Source organism: Mesorhizobium sp. LSJC285A00 (genome assembly GCF_000503155.1).
In the GTDB taxonomy this organism is placed as follows: Bacteria; Pseudomonadota; Alphaproteobacteria; order Rhizobiales; family Rhizobiaceae; genus Mesorhizobium.
In genome coordinates this window covers 151,072-173,912 of record NZ_AYVK01000009.1, presented here as the reverse complement: position 1 = coordinate 173,912, position 22,841 = coordinate 151,072, and the positions used below count along the sequence as shown (strand labels likewise).

General features: G+C 59.1%; 17 protein-coding genes and 1 pseudogene. 6 read left to right on the top strand and 12 right to left on the bottom strand.

Annotated elements, in window-relative coordinates; all coding sequences use genetic code 11:
* Window positions 1-105: 105 nt before the first annotated feature.
* Both X726_RS158195 and X726_RS158200 read right to left on the bottom strand, forming a co-directional pair.
* A complete protein-coding gene (locus X726_RS158195; protein ID WP_023669203.1) occupies window positions 106-1,179 on the bottom strand; it encodes an MBL fold metallo-hydrolase in 1,074 nt (357 codons plus the stop codon).
* A 1,299-nt stretch (window positions 1,180-2,478) separates the two neighbouring features.
* A complete protein-coding gene (locus tag X726_RS158200) occupies window positions 2,479-2,772 on the bottom strand; it encodes a hypothetical protein (protein ID WP_023669202.1) in 294 nt (97 codons plus the stop codon).
* A 635-nt stretch (window positions 2,773-3,407) separates the two neighbouring features.
* Here X726_RS158200 and X726_RS158205 point away from each other — a divergent pair.
* From X726_RS158205 to X726_RS158215, 3 genes are all read left to right on the top strand, one after another.
* Entirely contained in the window at window positions 3,408-4,055 is a 648-nt protein-coding gene (locus X726_RS158205; protein WP_023669200.1) for a VOC family protein, read from the top strand.
* 219 nt (window positions 4,056-4,274) lie between these two features.
* A complete protein-coding gene (locus X726_RS158210; RefSeq protein ID WP_023669199.1) occupies window positions 4,275-5,567 on the top strand; it encodes an epoxide hydrolase in 1,293 nt (430 codons plus the stop codon).
* A gap of 129 nt (window positions 5,568-5,696) precedes the next feature.
* A complete protein-coding gene (locus X726_RS158215; protein WP_023698541.1) occupies window positions 5,697-6,758 on the top strand; it encodes an alpha/beta hydrolase in 1,062 nt (353 codons plus the stop codon).
* Window positions 6,759-6,814: 56 nt separating this feature from the next.
* On the opposite strand, the gene X726_RS158220 is transcribed toward X726_RS158215, so the two are convergent.
* Window positions 6,815-8,578 (bottom strand): MOSC and FAD-binding oxidoreductase domain-containing protein, encoded by a 1,764-nt coding sequence (locus tag X726_RS158220; RefSeq protein ID WP_023669197.1) that lies wholly within the window; start codon window positions 8,576-8,578, stop codon window positions 6,815-6,817.
* A gap of 572 nt (window positions 8,579-9,150) precedes the next feature.
* On the opposite strand from X726_RS158220, the gene X726_RS158225 reads away from it, so the two are divergent.
* Both X726_RS158225 and X726_RS158230 read left to right on the top strand, forming a co-directional pair.
* Window positions 9,151-9,876 (top strand): ATP-binding protein, encoded by a 726-nt coding sequence (locus X726_RS158225; RefSeq protein ID WP_023669196.1) that lies wholly within the window; start codon window positions 9,151-9,153, stop codon window positions 9,874-9,876.
* Window positions 9,877-9,953: 77 nt separating this feature from the next.
* Window positions 9,954-11,030 (top strand): tellurite resistance protein TehA, encoded by a 1,077-nt coding sequence (locus X726_RS158230; protein WP_023669195.1) that lies wholly within the window; start codon window positions 9,954-9,956, stop codon window positions 11,028-11,030.
* Here the strand turns inward: X726_RS158230 and ugpC are convergent.
* The 9 genes and pseudogenes from ugpC to X726_RS01000000166795 form a co-directional block, all read right to left on the bottom strand.
* Window positions 11,005-12,102: a sn-glycerol-3-phosphate ABC transporter ATP-binding protein UgpC gene (ugpC, locus tag X726_RS158235; protein ID WP_023669194.1), complete on the bottom strand. Its 1,098-nt coding sequence runs from the start codon at window positions 12,100-12,102 to the stop codon at window positions 11,005-11,007. The genes X726_RS158230 and ugpC overlap by 26 nt on opposite strands.
* Window positions 12,102-14,210, bottom strand: coding sequence for an ADP-ribosylglycohydrolase family protein (locus tag X726_RS158240; RefSeq protein WP_023669193.1), 2,109 nt, complete (start codon window positions 14,208-14,210; stop codon window positions 12,102-12,104). Before X726_RS158240 ends, ugpC begins: the two co-directional genes overlap by 1 nt.
* 30 nt (window positions 14,211-14,240) lie before the next feature.
* On the bottom strand, window positions 14,241-15,074 hold the full coding sequence (locus X726_RS158245; protein WP_023669192.1) for a carbohydrate ABC transporter permease: 834 nt from the start codon (window positions 15,072-15,074) through the stop codon (window positions 14,241-14,243).
* Window positions 15,071-15,916, bottom strand: coding sequence for a sugar ABC transporter permease (locus tag X726_RS158250; RefSeq protein WP_023669191.1), 846 nt, complete (start codon window positions 15,914-15,916; stop codon window positions 15,071-15,073). Before X726_RS158250 ends, X726_RS158245 begins: the two co-directional genes overlap by 4 nt.
* A gap of 47 nt (window positions 15,917-15,963) precedes the next feature.
* Window positions 15,964-17,283 (bottom strand): extracellular solute-binding protein, encoded by a 1,320-nt coding sequence (locus X726_RS158255; RefSeq protein ID WP_023706328.1) that lies wholly within the window; start codon window positions 17,281-17,283, stop codon window positions 15,964-15,966.
* Window positions 17,284-17,319: 36 nt separating this feature from the next.
* Window positions 17,320-18,336, bottom strand: a complete 1,017-nt coding sequence (locus X726_RS158260) for a LacI family DNA-binding transcriptional regulator (RefSeq protein ID WP_023669189.1) — start codon at window positions 18,334-18,336, stop codon at window positions 17,320-17,322.
* Between the two features lie 164 nt (window positions 18,337-18,500).
* The gene (locus tag X726_RS158265) at window positions 18,501-18,893 is read right to left on the bottom strand and encodes a heme-binding protein (protein ID WP_023669188.1); all 393 of its coding nucleotides are present in this window, start codon (window positions 18,891-18,893) and stop codon (window positions 18,501-18,503) included.
* Between the two features lie 47 nt (window positions 18,894-18,940).
* Window positions 18,941-19,780, bottom strand: a complete 840-nt coding sequence (locus X726_RS0134880; protein ID WP_023698538.1) for an enoyl-CoA hydratase/isomerase family protein — start codon at window positions 19,778-19,780, stop codon at window positions 18,941-18,943.
* Window positions 19,781-20,104: 324 nt separating this feature from the next.
* Window positions 20,105-21,731: pseudogene (locus X726_RS01000000166795) on the bottom strand (ABC transporter ATP-binding protein/permease).
* Between the two features lie 538 nt (window positions 21,732-22,269).
* On the opposite strand from X726_RS01000000166795, the gene X726_RS158270 reads away from it, so the two are divergent.
* Entirely contained in the window at window positions 22,270-22,785 is a 516-nt protein-coding gene (locus X726_RS158270; RefSeq protein ID WP_023669187.1) for a DNA starvation/stationary phase protection protein, read from the top strand.
* The last annotated feature ends 56 nt before the right edge of the window (window positions 22,786-22,841 follow it).

The window sequence follows — 22,841 nt, the reverse complement described above, 5'->3', positions numbered from 1 at the left end:
CGGGCTGACTCTCCGGCAAATCCTCTGAGACCACGCTTCGCGCTACCCCCCCGCGGATCGTCACATAGCTACGACCCCCGGCTGAGCTCCCGGGTTGCCAGGTCGTCAGTCGATACGAAGGCTCTGCTCCATCGCGTAACACTGGTCCCAGATGAATACGTCATAGCCGGCCAGTCGGGACTGCCACTTGGGCGTGACGGCATTGACGCATTTCACAACGACGCGGTCGATGTAGTTGTCGTAGACGGCCCAGAGATTGGGCTTGTCCTCGGCTTCCATTTCCTCGCCTGGGGGCGTTGATTTGAGGGCAGCAACGGCAGCTGACTTCAGGTCATTCATGAACTCGAGCTGCGTACGTACATCGGAATGAGTACCCACGCGATTGACATGACCTCCGACGAGCGTTTCGAACGGCAATGTGTCGATGTACGCCACCTGGTCGAAGTAACCGGGGATGTCCTTGGCAAGCGCAAAGCGACGCCACGGCATCCAGCCAGGGAAGATCACGTCGACCACCATCAGGACCTTCTGCTCGGGAGCATAGATGAAGATGTTTCCTGGCTCATGGGGGCTGCTGCCGGGATAGCTCAGGTCGAGAACCTGGCTACCGACGTTCAGGGTGTAGTGATCCTTGAACGTGACCGTAGGCAAAGGCCGCCTCGGATCCTTGGCTCGTTCGAGCAGCCGCAGGGTCTCTTCTTGGGCGATGATGATTGGATGACCGCCGAGGTCGATTACGCCCCCAATATGATCTACGTGCGCATGGCTGTAGACGATATGTGTGATTGGTCTGTCGGTCACCTCGGTGATAGCCTGACGTATGTGGGCCGAGTATCCCGGAGGTGCGTCGACCACGACGACGCCGGTTTCGTACACCAGGAACATCGACTGGTAGCCGTTGTCGGTGACCATGTAGAGGCCACGGCCCAACTCTTGGCTCCGGTATCCCTTCTTCGTCTCGATGGCCGGGGTTACGTCTTCCTTGGGAATCGGAAGATAGTGGTCAACGCGCGTACCTATCGGCGCCAGCGATGGCATACTCTGGTAAGGGGCGCCAGACTGTCCTGGCAAGGTCTCGGCGCGGGCGCTTTGGAATGGCGCCGAACTGAGTCCGACAGTGATCGCGACGGAGCCGACCTTCGCCGCTACCGCCAAAAGATTCGAACGGAAGAGAAACATAACAAATCTCCTGGTTGATTGATGTCTGCAGGGACATTTGTCGAAAATTCGAAGATTGGTTATTATGCTTAGGTGTCGCGGGTACCATGGTATTAGAAATACCCTGCGGCCCTCGGCACCAGCCCACGCCTTCGAACAATCGCCCTGGTATGGTCTTGAGTTTGTCGGGCGGATGCGGCGCGAGAAATCTCACCGCTGTCGCTTCCTCGTCTTTCGTATGGCCCAAAATGCGGTCGGACTTGATGTCAGATCACATGGCCTCCTCGCCGGCGGGCGGCCAGCGTCTCTATGATCGTTCTGACCTGCCGACCTGCCCCGCCGAGTGCCACAAAATATTGCCGAGGCTATCGTACAATAGATTTTGCCGCTACTGCAGGTCGATCTGCGCTCTACCTGATAGGGCTCCGATTTCTTGACCGACCGGCGCGAAATTCTCGGCGCAGTGAGCCTGACCGGGCCGCGAATCGCCCACTGTGGGCAATTGGGAGGAACTCATGTCACCGACGTTGCAGCGTTGGAGGGTTTGCGCGGCATAACGGCAACATTCGGGACACACAGATACCGGGGGGGGACGCTTCTCCTACAATTCTGCCAAGTCTGAGCCAATGGCAGACGATCTTGCGCAACGCGACAGCGAAATGGGAACCAACAGAGTGCGCGATGGGTATTCCAGACCGACAGAGAAACAGTGTGAGGCAAGCGCGGTGGATCCTGGTGCCGCTATTTGGGTTGTGGATACCAGGCGGCCCGATGCCTCTCCGGTGCCACACCTGCGGAGAACCACCGGGAGGTGGGACGGCGGGATGTTTTGTTCTTACGACAAGCGCTTCAAGAGCGGTTGAGCGGTAGGTCAGGTCCATCATGGCGACTTCAAAGCATGCCATTGCAGAGGGATTGCAAATGAAGCAAAGCAGCAATGTATCACAGCCTTTTAGCTGAAGGCGTGCCGATATGATGGCGAGCATTTTGGTCGCCATCATATTCGCTCCCTTTGACTCGGTGGGTCACGAAACGGCAAGGGCATCTTGACGATGGTATCGGCGATACATTGGGATTGACCGGTGAGACAAATCGGCGGCTGCGGCCCTCGCTTGATGAGGGGCAATGCGTTGGAACCAGCTTCGCATTGCGCGGCCTCACAGCGAGACATCGACTGATGTCACCAGGCCGGTTTCCAAGGGGCAAAGCCATGGGCACAGACGGCAGGTTTTCCAGCCACAGCAAGCATGGATACAAAATGGCGGGCACTAGGCCCGCCATTGTCCGGCTCAACAGGGTTCATCACCCTGGCTTGGAGGATCATGAGCCGGCAAGGGCATTCAGATCGGCACAGAATTCCGCATAAGGCTTTGTCATTGCCGCGTCCTGGCACTCTCTCATCATCGCCATACGCTTCGCGTGCGGCAGGGTTTTGAAGGCTGCCTTGAATCTGCCTCTCATGATGGGATTCGTGTGGACGGGCTCCTTGATAGAACTGGTGTAAAACGACTGCTTGTTGATGGGGTCGATAACATCAAGCGCGCCAGCCAACGCATCCCTGCCGAGAGCCGAAAGAGTAAACGCTAGGACGAGGCATGTAGTTTTGGTGTTCATAACGAATTCTTCTCCTCGATGAGACAACCGCCTACTCGACGATCGCGATGGTGATCTATTGATAACTTCCACTGGCCGATACTCTCCGGACGGACTGTTATCTACCTGCGGATAGGAATGAATATATTGTGCGATGGTATCGTCCACACTTTGGCATAGGTCGGTGGGAAAAATGCCGATCCGTGGTACTGCGCTTGCCGAATGCCGAGGAGTAATTCGGTTCGATCGACCGATCTGCTTAGCTTTCCAATCGCTGGCCCGCGATGCGTCGGGAACACTGCAACCCTGCCGATACCAACGTGCAATAGACTAATCTCCACCGAAACTGGATGCTGTGTTCGGAGCGAGGAGCACGGACGGAGCGCGGCGCGATGCCAGCAAGATCACTAACGGCCACACAACGTGAGTTGCTCGCCGCGACGGCGATTGTCGGGATCATCGGCGCGCTTCCGGGGACGGTTGAAGCATGGCGTCGCGAGGGTTCCTCTGAGGTGGCGCCCCGCATGTCGATGAAAGCCGAAGTCGTGATCAATGGAAAGTCATGCGGCGATAGCATTGAGTAATTGACGCGGTCGCTGGCACTGCTCACGCAGATGTACTTGGGCATGCCCTGCCGCCAAACTAAGGAGCTCGACATGAGTGACGATGTAGTGCGCAGCAAAACTGCGAAAACAGCGATGATCGACCTGAAGTTCGAGGCCGTGGTTATCCCCGTTTCGGACGTCGATCGTGCCAAGCGTTTCTATGGCGGCCTGGGGTGGCGGCTCGACGCCGACTTCCCTGTCGGTGACACGTTTCGGGTTGTACAATTTACGCCCCCGGGTTCACCGGCCTCGATCCACTTCGGCACCGGCCTCACGTCGGCCGCGCCCGGCTCGGCACAGGGACTTTATCTCATTGTGTCCGATATCGAAGCAGCGCGCGCCGAGCTTGTGGCGCGCGGGGCCGACGCCAGCGAAGTGTTCCACCGTGCTGGTCCTGGACAGCCGGCAATTAGCGGCAAGGATCCAGAGGGGCGCAGTTATTCCTCGTTCGCCTCTTTCAAGGACCCGGACGGCAACGGGTGGTTGTTGCAGGAAATCACTGTGCGGCTGCCGGGACGCGTGGAGGCCGGCGACACGACATTCACCTCGTTGAATGAGCTTGCAGGTGCACTCCGGCGCACCGCGGCCGCGCATGGCGAGCACGAGAAGCGGACAGGCGGAACACGCGATGAGAACTGGCCCGACTGGTACGCCGAATACATGGCAGCGGAACAGATCGGGCAGCCGCTGCCGACGTGAGCAGGGGCGTAGTTGCTCCTGGCGCGATGCAGGATAGCTGTGTTTGCCGTATGCCGCGCGAGACCATGACGGTACGGCGCCGACACGGATCGGTGATCATTGGTTGCTTGTCTGTGACCAATCGTAAAGTATTGTTGATACAAAGGTGTGATGGATTTAGGCTGTTTTAGGTATATACTTAACTTATGTGAATAAATTGGGTTTATCGAGGAACAAATGATGTCAGCGATATCGCTATCACCAACTCGACGTGATGTCATTGTTGCAGCCGCCGCAGTTGGAGCGGCCAATCTGGTGCCTAGGGCTCTGCAAGCAGCGGTCGGGCAAGAATCTATCCGTCCGTTCAGTATTCATGTCCCGACTTGGGCGCTTGCAGATCTTCGCCGGCGTATCAAAGCTATAAGATGGCCGGAACGGGAGACCGTCAATGATCGCTCCCAGGGGGTCCAACTAGCAAAGCTGCAAACGCTGGTCGAGTATTGGGGGAGTCGTTATGACTGGCGCAAGGTGGAGACGAAACTGAATAAATTGCCGCAATTCATTACTAGTGTTGATGGAGTAGATATTCAATTCGCGCACGTCCGCTCCCCACACGAGGGGGCAATGCCCTTGCTTATGATGCATGGTTGGCCAGGCTCGATTGTGGAGCTTTTGAAAGTCATAGGCCCCCTGACCAATCCCACTGCGCATGGAGGGCGGATAGAAGATGCATTTCACCTCGTCCTTCCGACCATGCCGGGTTACGGCTTCTCGGGTAAGCCGTCTGCGACCGGTTGGGGTCCGGCGCGGATAGCTGGCGCGTTTCACGAGCTAATGCTCAGGCTGGATTACAACGAATACGTCTCCCAGGGAGGCGACTGGGGCGCGATCGTCTCGCAGGTGCTGGCCGTTCAGGCTCCGAAAGGTCTTCTCGGCATTCACGTTAACATGCCCGGGACTGTACCCCCGAGCATTCTTCGGCATCTCCGTAATTTCGACCCGGCCCCGGTGGAATTATCGGATCGGGAGAAGAGCGCCTACGATCGGCTGCTGCATTTCTACCGCGACGGTTTCGGTTATGCGGCTATGATGAATCAGAGCCCGCAAACCATCGGCTATGCCCTCTCCGATTCTCCGGTCGCAATGGCAGCTTACTTCTACGACAAGTTCGCGGAGTGGACCGATAGCGACGGAGAGCCGGAACGGATCTTCACGTATAACGAGATGCTGGATGCCATCTCCTTCTACTGGTTTACCAACTCAGGAGCTTCATCATCGCGGTCGTATTGGGAAGGCGCGCAAGCAGGCGGTGGTCCGTTTGATGCGTTCGACATCCCGAAGGTCCCTGTAGCGGTCACCGTCTATCCGGCCGAAATCTACCGCGCACCGAGGAGTTGGGGCGATAGAAGCTTCGGTAACGTCATTTACTGGAATGAAGTGGATAGAGGCGGTCATTTCGCGGCGTGGGAGCAGCCTTACGTCTTCTCTAACGAGCTCAGAGAGGCGTTCAGACCGCTACGCCGAGCAATCTGAGGCGAAAGAGGCGATTCTCCCCGCATCGTCTTCGCCCAGTAGCGCGGCCGGGTCGCCCCCCACCCGGCCGCGCATTTTAGTTGCACGTGGGGCAACAACGGACAAACCATTTCCTGAGGAGGTTTGAAAATGGACAGCATCCCACAACAAATTGACCACAATCGCCGCCGCTTACTAGGCACGGCCTTTGCCGCGATGACTGCCTTTGAACTGGGGATCGAGAAGCCAGCGGCGGCGAGATCCGCTGTCAGAAGTACAAGCAAAGAACTCCCCAAGAAAGCGGTACAAGAGCTGTTGGGTTCATTAAGGCAAATTGACGCCGGTTTGCTTAACATCGGATACGCGGAGATGGGATCTATGACCGGCGCACCGGTGATCCTCCTTCATGGATGGCCATACGACATCCAAACTTATGTCGGTGTCGCGCCTTTGTTGGCCTCTAAAGGTTATCGCGTGATCGTACCGTATCTACGAGGGTACGGCACAACACGGTTCCTTTCCGATGGCACCATGCGCAACGGGCAGCAGTCCGCAGTTGCCTTGGACGTCATTGCGCTGATGGATGCCCTCAGAATAGAACAGGCTATTCTTGCCGGCTGTGACTGGGGCGCCAGAACCGCCAATATTGTCGCTGCGCTATGGCCAGAGCGGTGCAAAGGAATGGTTTCAGTGAGCGGCTATTTGATAGGTAATCAGCAGGCAGGTAGGCAGCCGCTGCCACCGAGCGCGGAACTGCAATGGTGGTATCAGTATTACTTTGCAACCGATCGTGGGCAGGCCGGCTATCGGAAATTTACGCGCGATTTCGCAAAGCTGATCTGGCGTCTTGCATCGCCGCAATGGAATTTCGACGATGCGACCTTCGACCGTAGTGCTGCCGCGTTTGACAATCCCGATCATGTGGCGATCGTGATCCATAACTACCGCTGGCGTCTCGGCCTGGCCGAGGGCGAACCTCAATATGAGAACCTGGAGAAGCGGCTTGCGCAGGCGCCCGTCATCACCGTGCCTACAATAACGCTGGAGGGCGACGCCAATGGTGCTCCTCACCCGGAAGCCAGCGCCTACGCGAAGATGTTCTCAGGGAGGTACTCTCATCGACTGATCACGGGCGGCATAGGGCACAATCTACCCCAGGAAGCTCCGCTGGCTTTCGCCGAGGCCGTAATCGAGGTCGGTGCGGTCACGTGATTGCCCGACACGGAAATTTTCTTCCACATGCACCCAAACAATTCCTATCCGCTGCCTTAGAGATCAAGGACGACGTCTCCATTTGGCTGGGAACAGCAGATCAAGATGTTGCCGCTTGTTGGCGGATCGATTGGATCGGGCCGATAGGCGACTGTTCCAGCCACAAGCCCGGTCTGGCAAATGTGACAGACCCCTGTGCGGCACGACCATCGCGTGGGGACGTCGCACGCTTCAGCAATCTCAAGCAGACTCTGGAATCCTGAGCCCCAGCGGACGCTCAGGCCGCTCCGTGCGAACGAAACCAGAGGTCCCGTACCGTCGGTTTCGGCAGGTAGATGCGGCGCCCGGCCTGGAGCGGCGGCAATGCCCGGGGTACTAGAAGGACCTGGGCCGAACAGCTCCGTGTAGACCCGGTCGGCGCCGACGCCCCAGGCTGCAAGCGCCGCGCTCAGGTTGCCCGTAAAGGCGGATGGTCCGCACAGATAGAAATTGGCATGGCGCGGAATGTCCAGTTTTCGAAGTACCTCGATGTCCAGGCGTCCGAGGGCATCAAAATCGACACCTTGCCTGTCATCTGGATCGGGCGCGCTGTAGCTTATATGGCTGTGACTGTTGGGCAAGACTTTCAGCAAGTCTCGAACCTCTTGGGCAAAGGCATGCTCACGGCTACATCGAGTGCCGTGGAGCCACCAGACTTCCCTCGTCGAACCTGTTTCCGCCAGTGCATGGAGCATCGCAATCACGGGCGTGACGCCCACCCCGGCACTTAGAAGGACGATTGGACGATCGTCCGTCCGAAGAGTGAAGCTGCCGCGTGGTGCGCTTACGTCGAGCACGTCGCCCATTTTGACCCGGTCGTCTATGTAGGCACTCACCACTCCATGGAGTTCCCGCTTTACGCTTATTCGGTAGCAGCGCTCACCAGGTCCGCCCGACAAAGAATAACTGCGCATTAGGGCCGGGCCGTCGGACGCCACCTGCAGGCGCAGCACGACAAACTGTCCAGGGAGTGCTGCTGTGAGGCGGGATCCATCAACGGACTCTAGCACCAGCGACATCACACTAACGCTTTCGGGGATCTTGTGCACCACGCGTAGCGGGCGAAATCCTGTCCACGCAGGTGGTGGTCCAGACATTGGATCAAGTCCGGCATTGCCTGTCCTGGCATCGCGGTCTTCGTTTTGTGCTAGCATCGCCCGGAAGGATCCCTGCCAGCCTTCGCTTAGCGCCGGGATGCGCAACGCCCGCTCGATCTGGCTGTGAGGGTGGCCTGGCAAATATAGCAGCGCATTGACCTCTGACACAGTCATCCGTTCAGGGCCGATCCCGACCTGGACGATCTCATCTCCAGCCTCGACCTGGCCTTCTTCCAGGACGCGCAGATAGAAGCCGGGCCTGCCTCGCGCAACCAGCAGCGCGGCCATGCGCGGCTCGTTCATGCGAATACCGACCCGGTAGCAAGTGACGCGCGGTTGGGTCACTTCGAACAAGGCGCTCCCAATCCGATAGCGGTCGCCGATGCATACCTCATCGTCCGACAGGCCATCGACTGTGAAATTCTCCCCAAACTGGCCGTAGGAAAAGTTCTCGCGGCCCAGCTCGCGTTGCCAATAATGATAGGATTCCGATTGGTAGACCAAAACCGCCCTTTGCTCGCCGCCGTGCCCCGCCAGGTCTCCCTGCCTGTCGCCATCGACGTTGAGCCGTCGTACCTGACGTGGGCCTTCAACCGATGTTTTCCAGACTGCGGTGTTGACGGTCTTTCCTTGCCAAGGAATGCCACGCGGCAAGCCCACATTGACCGACAGCAAGCGAGCCATCACTGCGCCCTTTCTGCCAGCCACTGCCAGCCCGTTCCGCTCACCGAGCAACCAAAGAGGGATGCTCACCGTCAGCGCTTACTATCGCAAACTAGCACGTGTAAGCATGGAAGCGATCGACACCAAAGTATTGGTAATACCATCGTTCAATATATTCCAACTTTGACAGCTGTCAGTACTCAGTTGGGTGAACACCGTTGATTGATGCCGGTGCGGAGTATCTGTTTTGAAGACGTAAACGCTGGAATTCTGGGTTTCGACCTTGTCAACCAATTTTCCCTTGAGGAGGATATGACGATGTCACATCATTATTCAGGTCCCAATTTTGTGTTCCCACGGGGAGATGCGCGTCTGGATCTCACTGATGTCTATGCCTTTACGAAGCCGGGCGACGCCGTTTGGGGCTCCTTTTGCACGCGCTGCGTCGGATTGTGCGCGGGAGTTGTCTGAAACAAACGGCGAGGAGAGTGCTCCTGGCATCCGGTTAGCTTGTCCTCGGTCAGGGCAGGCCAGCGATGGTGCGTCCGCTTCGGAACGCAAAAAAATGTTTGTTCAGCAAACGGAGGAATGGAATGTCAAGTCTCCAAGTAGATGAAAGCATATTCGACGTCCGGGGGAACAATCCGCAAGGTGGTCTCGCCCTGCAGATCTCGACTGCCGGTATCGTCCATGACCTTGGTAATCTCATTCAGGTGGCTTCATCTGCGTTGAACCACCTGGGTCGAGACCCGAATATCGCAACGGCTCCGGGCGCAGGGGTGGTAATTGCTGGCGCCAAGACCGCTCTGGAGAGAGCCGGTTGTCTTGTCAGGCAGACCATCAGGACAGCCAGAGAAATCGAAGGCGTAATTTCAAATGCTAACGTGGGCATTTGCCTGGCCGACGTCGAAGCTTTTGTTCGAAGTGCTTGGGATGAAAACATCCGTGTCGAGGTTTGCGTCGGCTCCAACCTTCCTTTGGTAAGGTGCGATCGCGTCGGGTTGCAAAATGCAGTCCTCAACCTTCTGCTCAATGCCCGCGATGCGATGCCCGACGGCGGTTTGATTTCAGTTCACGCGTTGGTATCGGAGAATTCCAAGGGGGTGGATGTTCGGGTTGAAGACCGCGGAATTGGGATGACCAACGAGACCATGGTGCGAGCATTTGATCTCTTCTTTACGACAAAGGGCGAGGGATTGGGTGGTGTTGGATTGCCGATGGTCAAACGCTTCGTTGAAGAAGCGGGAGGAAGCATCGATCTAAAAAGCATCCTCGGGTCAGGCACAGTCGTGACGCTGAAATTGCCCGCAATGCATTAGGAACTCGTTCGGGGAGTGCGATCAGGAGTTTGGTTGCAAGCCTGTGTGATTTCAGGGCAGATTCGTGAGGTGCAGTTATGAAAGAGTGGTCCCAATCTGACGTCGGCGCAGCGCAAGGGAGTGGACTCTGCTCCAAGGAAATAACCGCATTGAAGTGTCAGGCTGTTCTCGGTCTGTCGGCAGAGGGATCTCTAATAGCCCGGTTTCCAGCCTCGTTCTTTGCTATCGGCCTCGGGGCAAGTTCTTTTGCCGTTATGTGGGAGGTTGCGCAACAACTGTGGGCGATGCCGGTAGGAATTGTTGTTGGGGTTATGATACTGGCCATGGGCATATGGACAGCTCTTTTGACTTTATATGGTTTGAAGTTGTGGTTAGCACCGTTGGCCGTGCAGGCGGAACTCGCGGATCCCGTTCAGAACTGCTTTCCTGGTCTTGCGGGTGTCGGGATGATGCTGACCGCCGTGAGTGTATTGCCCTTCAGTGCGACAGTGGCCGCTATACTGCTGTGCATCGGCGGGGCGTTTGCAGTGGCATTCGGGCTTTGGCATTCGCAATTGATCTGGAAAACGACCATCGCTCTGTCCGACGCGACGCCTGCCTTATACTTGCCTGTTGCGGCCGCGTCATTCGTTCTCAGCATCGGCCTATCGACATTCGGACATTCTGAATGGGCTCAACTGGCTTTGGGTGCGGGGCTCTTCTCGTGGCTAACAATCGATTCCGTTTTGTTCTACCGGCTCTATTTTGGCGAGCCACTGCGAGACCAGATCCGGTCTACCTTGGGAGTTCAACTCGCGCCTCCGGCGGTGTGCTCGCTCGCCTATGTTAACTTGTCAGGTACCAGCGAAGACGTTTTTGTTCACTGTCTGATCGGTTACGCAATGCTCCAGGCTGTTATCGTCGGCGGCGTACTGCCGCGAATTGTCCGCCGTTTTTCTGCCGGTCTTTGGAGCGTCAGCTTCGGCGCCACGGCATTGGCAACCACGATTGAAAAACTGGCGATCCGTGGGGAGTCAGGCTTTGCTGGGTGGTTGGCTCTTCCAGTTTTTGCGGCCGCAAACCTGCTAATTATGTGGCTAGCCGTTAGAACGATCATTCTGGCCATGACCGGCTCTTTACTTCCGGCGCCTATAGGTGGGCAAAAGGAGCGATAGCAGGCTGAAACCGTCGTCCAGCGGTGTCGAACAAACAGACGCGATTGGGCTGCACCCGAAGCCAGATCATATCGTCGGGTTGCACGTTGATCCGCTCGTGAAACATAGTCACCACGGTCTGTCCTCCGACGCTCGCGGTCACTTGCGTTTCCGGGCCGAGGGGCTCGACGACTAGGACCCCGGCCGGGATACCCGAGCCTATCGGGGCGATAGTGAAATATTCCGGTCTGATACCGTAGAACGCTTCCGTGCCGGAGGGCCTTGAAACGTTGTCGGGCAGCGGCAGTACGATGCCGGCATCGGCTATGAAAACGGGCTGGCCGTCGGCGCTGTCGAAACGGCCTTTCAGAAGGTTCATCGACGGCGAGCCGATGAATTCGGCAACGAACATGCTCTGCGGATCATCGTAGAGGTCGAGCGGCCGGCCAACCTGCTCGACATGGCCGCCATTCATCACCACGATCCGGTCGGCCATGGTCATTGCCTCGACCTGGTCGTGGGTGACATAGATCGTGGTGGTGGCAAGACGGCGATGCAGGCTCTTGATCTCGGCGCGCATGGCGACGCGTAGCTTGGCGTCCAGATTAGACAACGGCTCGTCGAACAGGAAGACCTGCGGTTTGCGCACGATCGACCGACCCATGGCCACGCGCTGGCGTTGGCCGCCTGACAGCTGGCGCGGATAGCGATCGAGCAGCGGCGTCAGCCCCAGTATCTCAGCGGCGTCCGCAACACGCTTCTGCTTCTCCGCCTTGGGCGCACCGGACAGCGTCAGTGAAAACGCCATGTTCTCGGCCACCGTCATATGCGGATAGAGCGCGTAATTCTGGAACACCATCGAGATGTCGCGTTGTTTGGGAGCCAGATCGTTGACGACCCGCCCGCCGATGCCGATCGTCCCGCCAGTGATGTTTTCCAGCCCCGCGATCATCCGCAGCAGCGTGGATTTTCCGCAACCGGACGGGCCGACGAGCACCACGAACTCGCCGTCTCGAATGTCGACGGAGACGCCATGAAGCACCTCTACCGGACCATATGCCTTGCGGGCCTTATCGATCGTGACATTCGCCATCAGACCGCTCCGACCCGAATTTCGTTGCATGACAAGGCGCCTTCATGCACCAGCAGGCCAATGCCGCCATCATGGAAAGCCTCGGGGCTGCAGTCTTCCGCAAAAAGCGATATGCCGTCCGCCTCGAAAGTGATGCGCTCGCCCTTGGCCGCCACTTTCATCGATATCGATTTTTCGAATTCGGTATTGAAGGCGGTCTCGGCGAGCACGTCGGTGCTCTCGTCTCGGACGCGCACGATCTGCATCCTGCCGTCGCGGGTGACGCGGGCACCATAATAGCGGCGCAGGCCCTGCGCCCGGACGGCGAAACCGCCATAGTTGCCGAGATGTAACATCACGTCGCCGCACACCTGGTAATCGGCCCACTGGCGCGTGCCATGGATGATGATTCCTTCGCCGCTATTCTGCGAGATCCGGAATGCCGCCGGATAGCGCTTGGAGAAGAAGTCTGCGGCGTTGACCCAGGACAAGCGCCAGAAATCGCCGTCGCCCGCCGGGCGCTTCAGCGTCAGCTCGGGCGTGCCATCCCATCTGACGTAGTCGACAAGCAAGCGGCCATCAGCGCGCTTGCCTGTGCTAGAAATCGCCAGGCCGAGTTCGGCAATCGGCTGGCCGCCCGTGTCCGGCAAAGCCCATTCCAAAACGGCCTCCTTGCCCGGCTCGATGATCACCGAACAGCCGTCGACATTGCGCCATTCGTCATGCTCGTCGTAAACGCGTGCCCGCAATCTTACCTCGACAGCGCCGCGGTTCTTTTGATCGGCAACGACGCGAGCGCGCACGACCTGACCGGGATAGACAAGCGGCGTTGCCATCAGGTCGTAGGTGCGCATGTTGAGCATTTCGCGCGGCGAGAAGGTCGGAGTGGTTACGACTGCGACCTGAGTAGGCCGCAAGGCTTCATAGTCGATTGCGAGAGCACGGGCGGCTTCGAACTCGGCATTGCCGATGCGCAGCGCAGAGCTGACATCGAGGCCGGTCTGCGGCCTGAAGCCTTGCTGGCTGCCCGGCAGCGAGAAATGGAACTGCGCGCCGGCCTTGGGAGCATCAAATTTTTGCCTGCCGGCCAATTGCAGGCCGAGGTTGGCGAGGAAATAGGCCTGGCGAACCGCGTCGTTGATCGAGTTGCCGCCATCTGCGGACGAGATCAGCAAGCGGTCAGCGATCGGCCCGCGCCAGTCCGGGCCTTCGTCCAGCCCTTCGAGCCCATTCATGATGCCGAGCAGGCAGCCGACATTGCCGGCATTGCAATCCGTATCCCAGCCCGACGTGTTGACGATCATCTGCGCCCGCTGGAAATCCTGCGGTGCATAGAGCACAGCCATGATCATCAGCGCATGGTTCGGGACGACGTGGCAGTTGCCGGGATATTTGTCGTAGCCGTAGTGTTGTTCGATCTTCTGGCGGGTGTCGCGCCAGTCGGGATGCGCCTTGTGCCAGGCCCTGATATTGGCGATCAGACTGGCGATCAGGCAATCCTGAGGTATCTGGCTCAAACCGGTATCGATCAGGTGGTCGATGTCCGACGAGCCGAAAGCTTCGGCCTCCATCGCCGCCCAAAGCATCGCGGCGTAGACCGACTCGCCATCATGGCTGACCTTGCCAGCCTGTTCGGCGAGCCTTGCGGCAAGTTCCGGCTGGCGCGGCGCGACCATGGCCCAACCATCGATGAAGATCTGTGCACCGATCTGTTCAGCAACCGCCTGGCCGTTGGTTGCAATCGAACCGGAATGCGGGGCCGAAATACCCTTCTTGAGGTTAAGCCATGCGGTGTGTTCAGTGGAATTGCCGTTGCCGCCCCACCACAGGATAGCGCGCTCCTCAACGATGTAGTTGAGCCAGGCCTTGCCGATTTCCTCGGCCGAAAGGCTTGCCTTGATGCCATAGTCCTCCAGGGCACGAACGAAGGTGAAGGTACCGGCGACATCGTCGTCGGTGACGACGAGCGGCTGGTTTAAACGCTCATGCACGTAGTATTCGATCGGGCCGAGCTCATCCATGATCTTCTGGTACGTCCAGCCCTCGAAAGGGCGGCCGAGATATACCCCCACCAGCTTGCCGAGGACGCCGGCATAGACGCGTTCGAGATAATCATTGGGCAACTGCATCGTTCACTCCACAATTCGAAACGGGATTGATTAGCCCTTCACCGAGCCACCGGCCATGCCCTCGATGAAACGCTTCTGCATGAAGACGAAGAGCAGGACGACGGGCACGACGATGATAAGGGCGGCGGCCATGATCTCACCCCAGTCGGAACTGTACTGGCCTGAGAGCAGATAGAAGGCGATGACGGCGGTGACATTCTCCTGCCTCTGCAGGAAGGTCGTCGCTATCAGAAACTCGTTCCACGAATTGAGGCCGATGATGAGCGCCACCGTGAGGATGCCGGGCGAGACGATCGGCAGCATTACCCGCCAGAAAACCTGCCAGGAGGTGGCACCATCGACGATCGCCGCTTCCTCGAGTTCCTTCGGAACTGCGATGAAGTAGGTCCTAAGCAGCATCACCGCGAACGGGCTGTAGAGTGCCGTGTAGATCAGCGAAACTCCGAAAATATTGTTGATCAGGCCGAGCTTGGCGAAGCCGAAATAGAGCGGGAAGATGTAGAGCTGGATCGGCGCCGTCGTCGTTGCAAGCAGGTAGAAGGTGAAAATCTTCCAGGATTTGACCTTCTTGCGGGCCAGCACATACGCTGTCAGCGACGAGGTCGAGCAGACCAGCACGATCGTCGTGCCGCTAACGACAAGGGAGTTCACGAAGGTCTTCGAAAACTTCGCATGGTTCCAGGCATTGACGAAATTCTGCCAGCGGATCGGTCCTGGCAGGCCCAGCGGATTTTGTACAATCTCAGCAGCCGGCTTCAGGGAGTTGAGTACCAGAAGTGCGATCGGAAACAGAGCGATGAAGGCGAACAGGCTAAGAAGCGCATAGGAAACGATTAGCGTCAGGCGGCTTTCGACAAGGCTCATTGCTCCCCCTCCCGCGTCTGGATGCGGACGTAGAAGAAGGTGCCGACCAGCCCGAACAGGCTGATGACGAGCGCCGCCGCCGCCGCTTGCCCGACATTCAGGTCATAGAACGCTTTTCGGTAGGCGAGGGTAGACAGGAGCTCGCTCGAAAATGCCGGGCCGCCCTGGGTCATGATGTAGACGAAGTCGAAGGCGAGGAACGACCAGATCACCGTCATGATCATCATGAGTGTCAACGTCGGCCGGATACCGGGCAACAAGACGTAACGCATCATCTGGAAATACGTGGCGCCCTCGACTTTCGCGGCCTCGATCTGTTCCTGCGGAACCTGGCGGAGCGCGGCGAAGAAGATGACGCAAAGGAAACCCCACCAGTGCCAGAGATCGACAGTCGCGACGCCGAACAGCGCAAGCGGCGGCTGCGTCAGCGGGTTGGGGATTGGCATGCCGTATTTCTTGAGGATGCCGAAGATCCCTGTCACCGGGCTGTAGATCATGCCCTGCCAGACGCGTGCGGTGATGGCGGTGGCAATGACGACGGGGAGGAAATAGACTGTCTGGAAGAAGTTACTGCCGCGGCGCACGATCAACAGCATCGATGCGGCGGCGAGACCCATGAGGATCGGCACGGTCAGGAAGACGAGCGTCCAGACCATGTTGTTGCCGAGCGCCGACCAGAAGACGCGATCCGCCGCCAATGCCCGGAAATTGCCGAGGCCGGCAAAGGTCGGCGCTGAGATGCCGTCCCAATTGCAGAAGGCGAGAGCGGCCGTCAGTAGTGCCGGAACGAGCACGATGACGACGTTGATGATCATCGTCGGAACGATGTAGAGTCGATGCATGGAGTTCCTCCGGGGAAGGGCGACGCATATCGCGCCACCCTGAGCGGTCAGGCGCGGGGCGGGATTGCAGGCACCTTGCCCGCGTCCTTTTCCTGCTTGAAGGTCTCGTCGAGCTTCTTAAGGAAATCGGCGGACGAGGTTTTCTTGAGCCAAACCTCTTCCATGCCGCTGACCAGATAGGTGTCAGTCGCGGGTGGCAGGAAAGTCCACGTCGTATAGCCATACTTGCCAGCGCCCACGGCGGTGGACAGCTCCCTCATCGCTTCGGTGTAGAGCGGCAGTACATTGTCCGACAGCTTCACCTTGGAGAGATCGGCAAGCGGCAGGTTCCATTCGCCTTGCCAGACCGAGTTCATCTTGCTGTAGAAATCGTCCTGGAACATGTAGTCAAGCACGGCGGCAGCACCGTCCGGGTTTTCCGACTTGGCATTGACCGAAAGCGTCGAGCCGATGCCGAGCGGAAAGATCGGGTCGCCCGACGCGCTGGGGAAGCCGACAAAGCCCGGCTCGGCATCGTTGTCGGGGAAATATGGCTTGACGTTGGTGAAGCTCCAGGTGCCCGTGGGCGCCATGCCCGCTTGACCGGTCGCAATCTGAGCGAAGGCCTGCTCGGAGGTCAGGGAGAAGTAATTGTCGCCATAATAACCCTTGTCCCACCACTCGGCCAGCTTGTCGATTGACGCGACGAAGGCCGGATCTGTCCATTGAATCGATCCCGCCAATGCCTTATGCACGGTTTCCGGGCCAGCGATCGAATTCATGGCTATCGAGACGTGCCACTCGTTTGCCGGACGCCAATCGGCATTGCCGGCGCCGAACGGTACAAGGGCCTTGCCCTTCATTTCATCGGCGAGTGCTTCAAGTTCCGCAATCGTCGTAGGTGCTTTCCAGTTGTTCTTGGCGAACAGCGTCTTGTTGTAGAAAAGCCCCAGCGTCTCATAGGTCTTGGCAAGCGCGTAGAGCTTGCCTTGGTAGCGGCCGAGATCGAGGAACAGAGGCAGCAGCCGTTCGTTCCAACCGTATTTCTTGGCATAATCGTCGAGTGACAGGAGTTGTCCGGCCTGCGCCATGGCGGCGACATAACTCGGGCCTGCGGTGAAGACGACGTCGGGTCCGGTGCCCGAGAGCATGGCGACACGAAGCTGCTTGTCGAGATCGGAGCCGCGGAAGTCAATGCTCAGGAGTTCTTCCGGATGGGCCGCGTTGAACGGGTCCACAAGCAGAGTCTTGAGATTGTCCTGATTTTCCGGCGATGCCGATTCATACCAGAAGGCCACGGGCTTCTGATCGGCCGAATAGGCGAGGCGCGGCAGGAGCGGCAGGCTTGCCAGACCAAGTCCGGCTTTCAGAATTGTACGGCGTTGCATGGTTTCTTCCTCCCAGTTTTGTAAGACGGCCAGCATCTAGATGGCTCGTGTCGAGCCTCGTTGGATAAGTTCAAAGGGCATTTCCAGCGCGGTTCCCGCACCGGTCTTGGCGCCGCGAAGCCGCTCCATCAGTGTCTGTGCCGCGCGCGCGCCCATTTGCCATTGAAACTGCGCGACTGTGGTCAGCGGCGGCGTCACCAGCTTCGCTGCAGGAATGTCATCGAAGCCGACGACAGCGATCTCTCTGGGTATCTCGATGGCGCGCTCGCGCAGCGCCTGCATGACGCCGACGGCCATCAGGTCATTCGCGGCGAATATCGCTGTTGGCTTAAACGTGCTTGCGAGTATTGCTTCGGCGGCGCGCGTGCCGCCGATCTCCGAGAATTCCTCGTCGATGATCACATGCGCGGGATATCCCACCTTGGCTAGGGCCGAGCGATAGCCGTCGATACGCGTGGCCTGGGGGCCGCCTCGGCCCGCTACCATGGCAATGCGCTCGTGACCCTGGCCGATCAGGTGGTCGGTGACCGCTAGCGCGGCTGCCCGGCTGTCGACATAGATGTCATCGACGACGATTTCGCCGCCGCGTTTCTTGGAAGACTCGATCCGCACCACCGGAACCCCTGCTTCGACCAGAGGGCTGAAATCGTTGGCACGCAAGGTAAAGAAAACGCCGATCACGCCATCGACGCGACCCTGCCGCGCCCAGTCGAGGAAGTGCCGCTCGCGTTCAGGTGTGCCATCGGTGTTAACTGCGATGACGTCGTAGCTCAGGCCGTCCGTCACGGATTGGATGCCGCGGATCAGCGATGGATAGAAAGGATTCGTGATGTCGGGCACGATGCAGGCAATGGTCATCGAACGGCTCGTCTTCAGCGCTTGCGCAAAGCGGTTTGGGACGTAGCCAAGGTCCTTGGCGGCCTTCGTGATGCGAGCCCACGTATCCGCTGGGATCGAAGAAGCGCTACCACCGCCCAGCACCATGGAAACCGTGGCCTGCGAAACCCCGGCTGCCCTTGCCACATCCTTCTGCGTCGCCCTGCCGTTTGCCATTCCCACCCTTGTTGATACGTATTACTGATACGTATCACTCCTACCGGGTTTCCTTTGGGTGTCAAGCTCGGTCGATTACATAGTTACGGCGCAGCCGGGGCATCGCTTTACGTCGACTCCCGACCTCGGCCACCGGACCTCTGGCGAATTTGCTTGCGTTGCGCTTAGCGGACAGCGGCCTCGGCGATGGCGACATCCTCTTCGGCAGTGCCGCCGCTGACGCCGACACCAGCATACACCTTGCCATCTTCGTCAACCACAGGAATGCCTCCACCCATGGGGCAAAAACGGCCGCCGCCCACTGTGGTCAGCGCATACAGCGATTGTCCCGGCTGCACGAGCGGCAGGATGTCAGCCGTGCGCAGGCGCACGAGGGCCGAGGTATACGCTTTCCGCTCGGAAATCTCGAGCGCGAAGACGGGCGCCCCGGTCATCCGGTGCTGAAGCACCAGATTGCCATGAACATCGATGATGCACACCGCAACGGGCACATTGGCCTTTGTCGCCTCTGCCTCCACACGTTCGGCCAGTGACTTCGCTTTCGTGAGCAGATCCATGGGATTGTTCCTTTCTTTGAGGGGGTGCCGTCGCCATCGGCAGCGGTCTATCGCGGCGGCAACTCGCCTAGGTGGAAAGCCAGCCGATTCTCGACATCTCCCGGCGCCTGGAAGCCCTTGGCGGTCAGCGCTTTGATCCCCTCCTGGGCGGCGGGCCGGCTCAGTGAAGCTATGCAGGATTCCCAGCCGGCGCCTAGCTCGACATCCGGACTCAGGCTGGTGTTGACCAAGCGCTTGGTCTGCGCGATCGCCCACTTGTCGAACCTGGAGATCCGCGTGGCGAGCGCATCGACATAGGCGTCGAGCTCTGCGTCGGGCAGCGCCTTGTTCACGTAGCCATACGCCTCTGCCTGTTCGCCACGGATGTCCTCAGAGGACAACAGAACCTCCATGGCGCGATTGCGACCGATGAGATGCGGCAGGCGGGCCATCGGTCCACCGCCGGCGACCATACCCACGCCAACCTCCCACTGGGAAATAATGGCCTTTTCCTTGCTAGCGAAAGCCATGTCGCAGGAAAGGGTGATCTCGCTCCCGTTGCCCGTAGCGCGACCCCGGATGAGGGCGATCGAGGCGACCGGCGCGCGCGTCAGCCGCACAAGAAAATCCGGCCAGGGCGGCAGGCCCGTCGGCCCGGGCGGCAGCGCGAGCATATCCTCGATCCGCGCCTTGAAGTCTGAATGGTTGAGGAAGTATCCGTCGACGCTACTGTCGAACACCACGACCCGAACGTCTTCGTCAGCCTCAATGGCGTCAATCAGATGTGTGAATTCTTGCACCATCTGTGGACCCATGACATTGAGCGGGGCATTGTCGAACGTGACTCGCCAATAGGTGGGCGTCCGGCGTGTCAGGCGAATCTGCGAGGTAGTTGTCTTGGCGTCCACTGGAAACTCCTTCGATGTTTACATGCTCGATGCCTCGAACATGAGGCATTGGCTCCAGGCCCGCGAGTGGACGAACGTATCGCCAAGACCATGGTGTCGGTCTGGCAGGGCAGGGCCGACCGCTCGGTGATCAAACGGACTACCGACCCGTCTGAACAGTGGCCGTGCCGTCGCCATCGCGCTGCAAACTTCTTCTAACAGACCTCCACCGGGATAAGCGCTGCCTCGGGCGAACTGTGTGGTCATCGTGCAACATAGGGACGTAAGGGACGGTGGCCAACCGAACAGGCGATGGCGCAGCCCGGCGCGAATCTGAATACCGGTCTACTTCTTTCGCCGCACGGCCGCCTTCGGCGGAGGGTCGATGGCGCCGGCCCTGACGCGAGGGGGCTTAAGCGCCGGCGCACCGGAATCCTTTACGATCGTCAGGCCGCGCGGAAAGAACTGAGTGTTGTGCTGGCCGCGCCCGATATTGATGATCGCGGCTCCCTTCAGATGCTTTTCCAGCATCGCCAGCACGCGCCTCAGCGAGGGTCCGTCGAACGCATCCATCGCTTCGTCGATGATCACCCACTTCGGCTGCCGCAACGCGAGCCTGGCCACGCCCAGCAGGCGCTGTTCGTCATCGGCCAACTCATGGTCCCAGCGCCCCACGCGGTCGAGCGAAGATGACAGCCGTTCAAGACCAACCTCGGCCAGAACGGCCGAAATGTCGGCATCGTTGGCGGGCGCATGCCCATTCGCGTGATTGAGCACCTCTCGCAACGTGCCGGCCGGCAAATACGGGACACGCGGCACGAAGATGAGGGTTTCTCCAGCGGGCAGGCCGATTTTCCCTCTGCCCCATGGCCACAGGCCCGCTATGGCGCGGAAGAACAGCGTCTTGCCGGCGCCTGGCTCACCGGTGATCATCACGCGCTCGCCGGGACGGATCTCGACATGGCTGTCTGAAAGTTTGGTGCAGCCCTCCGGCGAGGCCACTTGGAGCTTCTCGAACGTCAGGCTGCCATTGGCGTTGTCGCCGAATTCGATCCGCTTTTCCTTGTCGTGCAGCACATCGGTTTCATCGAGCGCGATGCGGAAGTCGGCAACACGCATCAGCGTGGCGCGCCAGTCGGCGATGCCGCCGATGTTGTTGATGAACCAGCGCAGGGACGAATGCACCTGGTTGAAGGCACCGACCGCCATCATCAGCCCGCCGAAACTGATATCGCCCGAAAAATAGACCGGCGATGCCACCAGGATCGGCGCCACCACGGTGATCCAGCCATAGGTATCGGTCACCCAGGACAGGTTGATCTGCGCTTTGTAGATGTTTCGCATCGCGCCCAGCACCGTGCCAAGGTCGATTTCGAGCCGTCTCTTGGCATCGGCTTCGCCGTGATAGAGCGCGATGGCGTCTACATTCTCGTTGACGCGCACCATCCCGGAACGCAGCTCGGCCTCGCGGGTGTAGCGGTCGCTGTTGAGGCGGANACATTCTCGTTGACGCGCACCATCCCGGAACGCAGCTCGGCCTCGCGGGTGTAGCGGTCGCTGTTGAGGCGGATCAGCGGCCGCCCGACCAGCCAGCTCAGCCAGGAGGCGATGCCGGCATAGAGGAACGCGGCCCAGACCATGTAGCCCGGTATCGCCAGCGACCAGCCGTTGATGTGGAAGACGAAGCCCGACGAGAGTTGCCAAAGCACGCCGACGAACGACACCAGCAGGATGAAGGATTGCAGCAGGCCGACGCCGAGGTCCGTCGACAGATCGGACAGATGCGCGGCATCCTGCTGCATGCGCTGGTCGGGATTGACGCCGATGNCGCCATAATGCCGACCGACGTCCAGACCAGCCACTTGCGCACCGGTGAGCCTATCAGCGCCCGTTTGATCGTCGCCACCTGATCGCGCAGGCTGCTGGCTTCCACGGCTACGGTGATCGGCTGAACAGTGGCCTGATTGTCCATTTGGTCAGTCTTACCGAGATCCTTGCGTTCATGTGCGATGCTGAACCAGATGAAGAGAGCCGACGGCCGCCGCTCCCCAACCAGTCCGCCACCCCAGAACTACAGACACGTTCGGTAAATTCCGGGCGACGCAATTTTCCACCTTGATCACGAAGGTTCCACGTGGCGAGACGATACTGCCGCGCCTACGTCCCTCGGCCCGGCGGCCGAGCGCTGTCGGCGACATGGACTTCGGTCACTTGGATGTCGGTTCAGCGATGCCGACACGATGCCCGTACTGCCCGACACTGTCCATAGCACCTTGGTGTCGGTGGCAGGTTGAGGGCCGCCATCCCGATGCGGTAAGTCTTCAGGCGTGGTTACGGTGATTGCGGTCAAATCCGGCTTGCGTCAATTCGCTCGTGAAGGCCTGACTAAGATGCAATCGCGTCCCTGCGAGCGCGCCTATACCTTCGTCTGATTGGATCAGAACACGGCATTTCGTATTCTGACGTATCGAAAAGACGCCGGTGCGCGGCCTGTAGAGAGACCTGGGATCATGACGCAACAGTTGAGCAAGACAGCCGGCTCGGATCGCTTCCTGCGCACTCCGACAGATCTTGGTTCCGACGCGACCCGCGACATCGCTGCCGGCCTGGCCGGTCTGCTCGCTGACGTCTTCACCTTGTATCTTAAGACCAAGAATTTTCACTGGCACATGAGTGGTCCGAATTTCCGGGACTATCACCTCCTGCTCGACGAGCATGGCGATCAGATCTTCGAGATGACCGACGCGATCGCCGAGCGCGCGCGCAAAATCGGCGGCACCACGATCCGTTCGATCTCCGATATCGCGGGACGCCAGCGCATCCTCGACAACAATGCCGACTATGTTGATCCGCAGGACATGCTCGCCGAGCTTCACGGCGACAATAAGCAGTTGGTGGCCGAGCTGCGTCGCGTCCATGAGCTGTGCGATAGCTATTCGGACATTGCCACCGCGAGCCTGATCGAAGGATGGATCGACGAAAGCGAACGGCGCGGTTGGTTTCTCTACGAGATTTGCCGCGCCTGAGCGAAAAAGCGGGCAAGGCGGCGGATGCGATTCTGCACGCCCGGCAAGGATCGCGC

Bases quoted from the DNA above. Each gene is read 5' to 3' on its own strand.
- X726_RS158195 (WP_023669203.1), bottom strand. From the start codon at position 1,179: ATGTTTCTCTTCCGTTCGAATCTTTTGGCGGTAGCGGCGAAGGTCGGC.
- X726_RS158200 (WP_023669202.1), bottom strand. From the start codon at position 2,772: ATGAACACCAAAACTACATGCCTCGTCCTAGCGTTTACTCTTTCGGCT.
- X726_RS158205 (WP_023669200.1), top strand. From the start codon at position 3,408: ATGAGTGACGATGTAGTGCGCAGCAAAACTGCGAAAACAGCGATGATC.
- X726_RS158210 (WP_023669199.1), top strand. From the start codon at position 4,275: ATGTCAGCGATATCGCTATCACCAACTCGACGTGATGTCATTGTTGCA.
- X726_RS158215 (WP_023698541.1), top strand. From the start codon at position 5,697: ATGGACAGCATCCCACAACAAATTGACCACAATCGCCGCCGCTTACTA.
- X726_RS158220 (WP_023669197.1), bottom strand. From the start codon at position 8,578: ATGGCTCGCTTGCTGTCGGTCAATGTGGGCTTGCCGCGTGGCATTCCT.
- X726_RS158225 (WP_023669196.1), top strand. From the start codon at position 9,151: ATGTCAAGTCTCCAAGTAGATGAAAGCATATTCGACGTCCGGGGGAAC.
- X726_RS158230 (WP_023669195.1), top strand. From the start codon at position 9,954: ATGAAAGAGTGGTCCCAATCTGACGTCGGCGCAGCGCAAGGGAGTGGA.
- ugpC (WP_023669194.1), bottom strand. From the start codon at position 12,102: ATGGCGAATGTCACGATCGATAAGGCCCGCAAGGCATATGGTCCGGTA.
- X726_RS158240 (WP_023669193.1), bottom strand. From the start codon at position 14,210: ATGCAGTTGCCCAATGATTATCTCGAACGCGTCTATGCCGGCGTCCTC.
- X726_RS158245 (WP_023669192.1), bottom strand. From the start codon at position 15,074: ATGAGCCTTGTCGAAAGCCGCCTGACGCTAATCGTTTCCTATGCGCTT.
- X726_RS158250 (WP_023669191.1), bottom strand. From the start codon at position 15,916: ATGCATCGACTCTACATCGTTCCGACGATGATCATCAACGTCGTCATC.
- X726_RS158255 (WP_023706328.1), bottom strand. From the start codon at position 17,283: ATGCAACGCCGTACAATTCTGAAAGCCGGACTTGGTCTGGCAAGCCTG.
- X726_RS158260 (WP_023669189.1), bottom strand. From the start codon at position 18,336: ATGGCAAACGGCAGGGCGACGCAGAAGGATGTGGCAAGGGCAGCCGGG.
- X726_RS158265 (WP_023669188.1), bottom strand. From the start codon at position 18,893: ATGGATCTGCTCACGAAAGCGAAGTCACTGGCCGAACGTGTGGAGGCA.
- X726_RS158270 (WP_023669187.1), top strand. From the start codon at position 22,270: ATGACGCAACAGTTGAGCAAGACAGCCGGCTCGGATCGCTTCCTGCGC.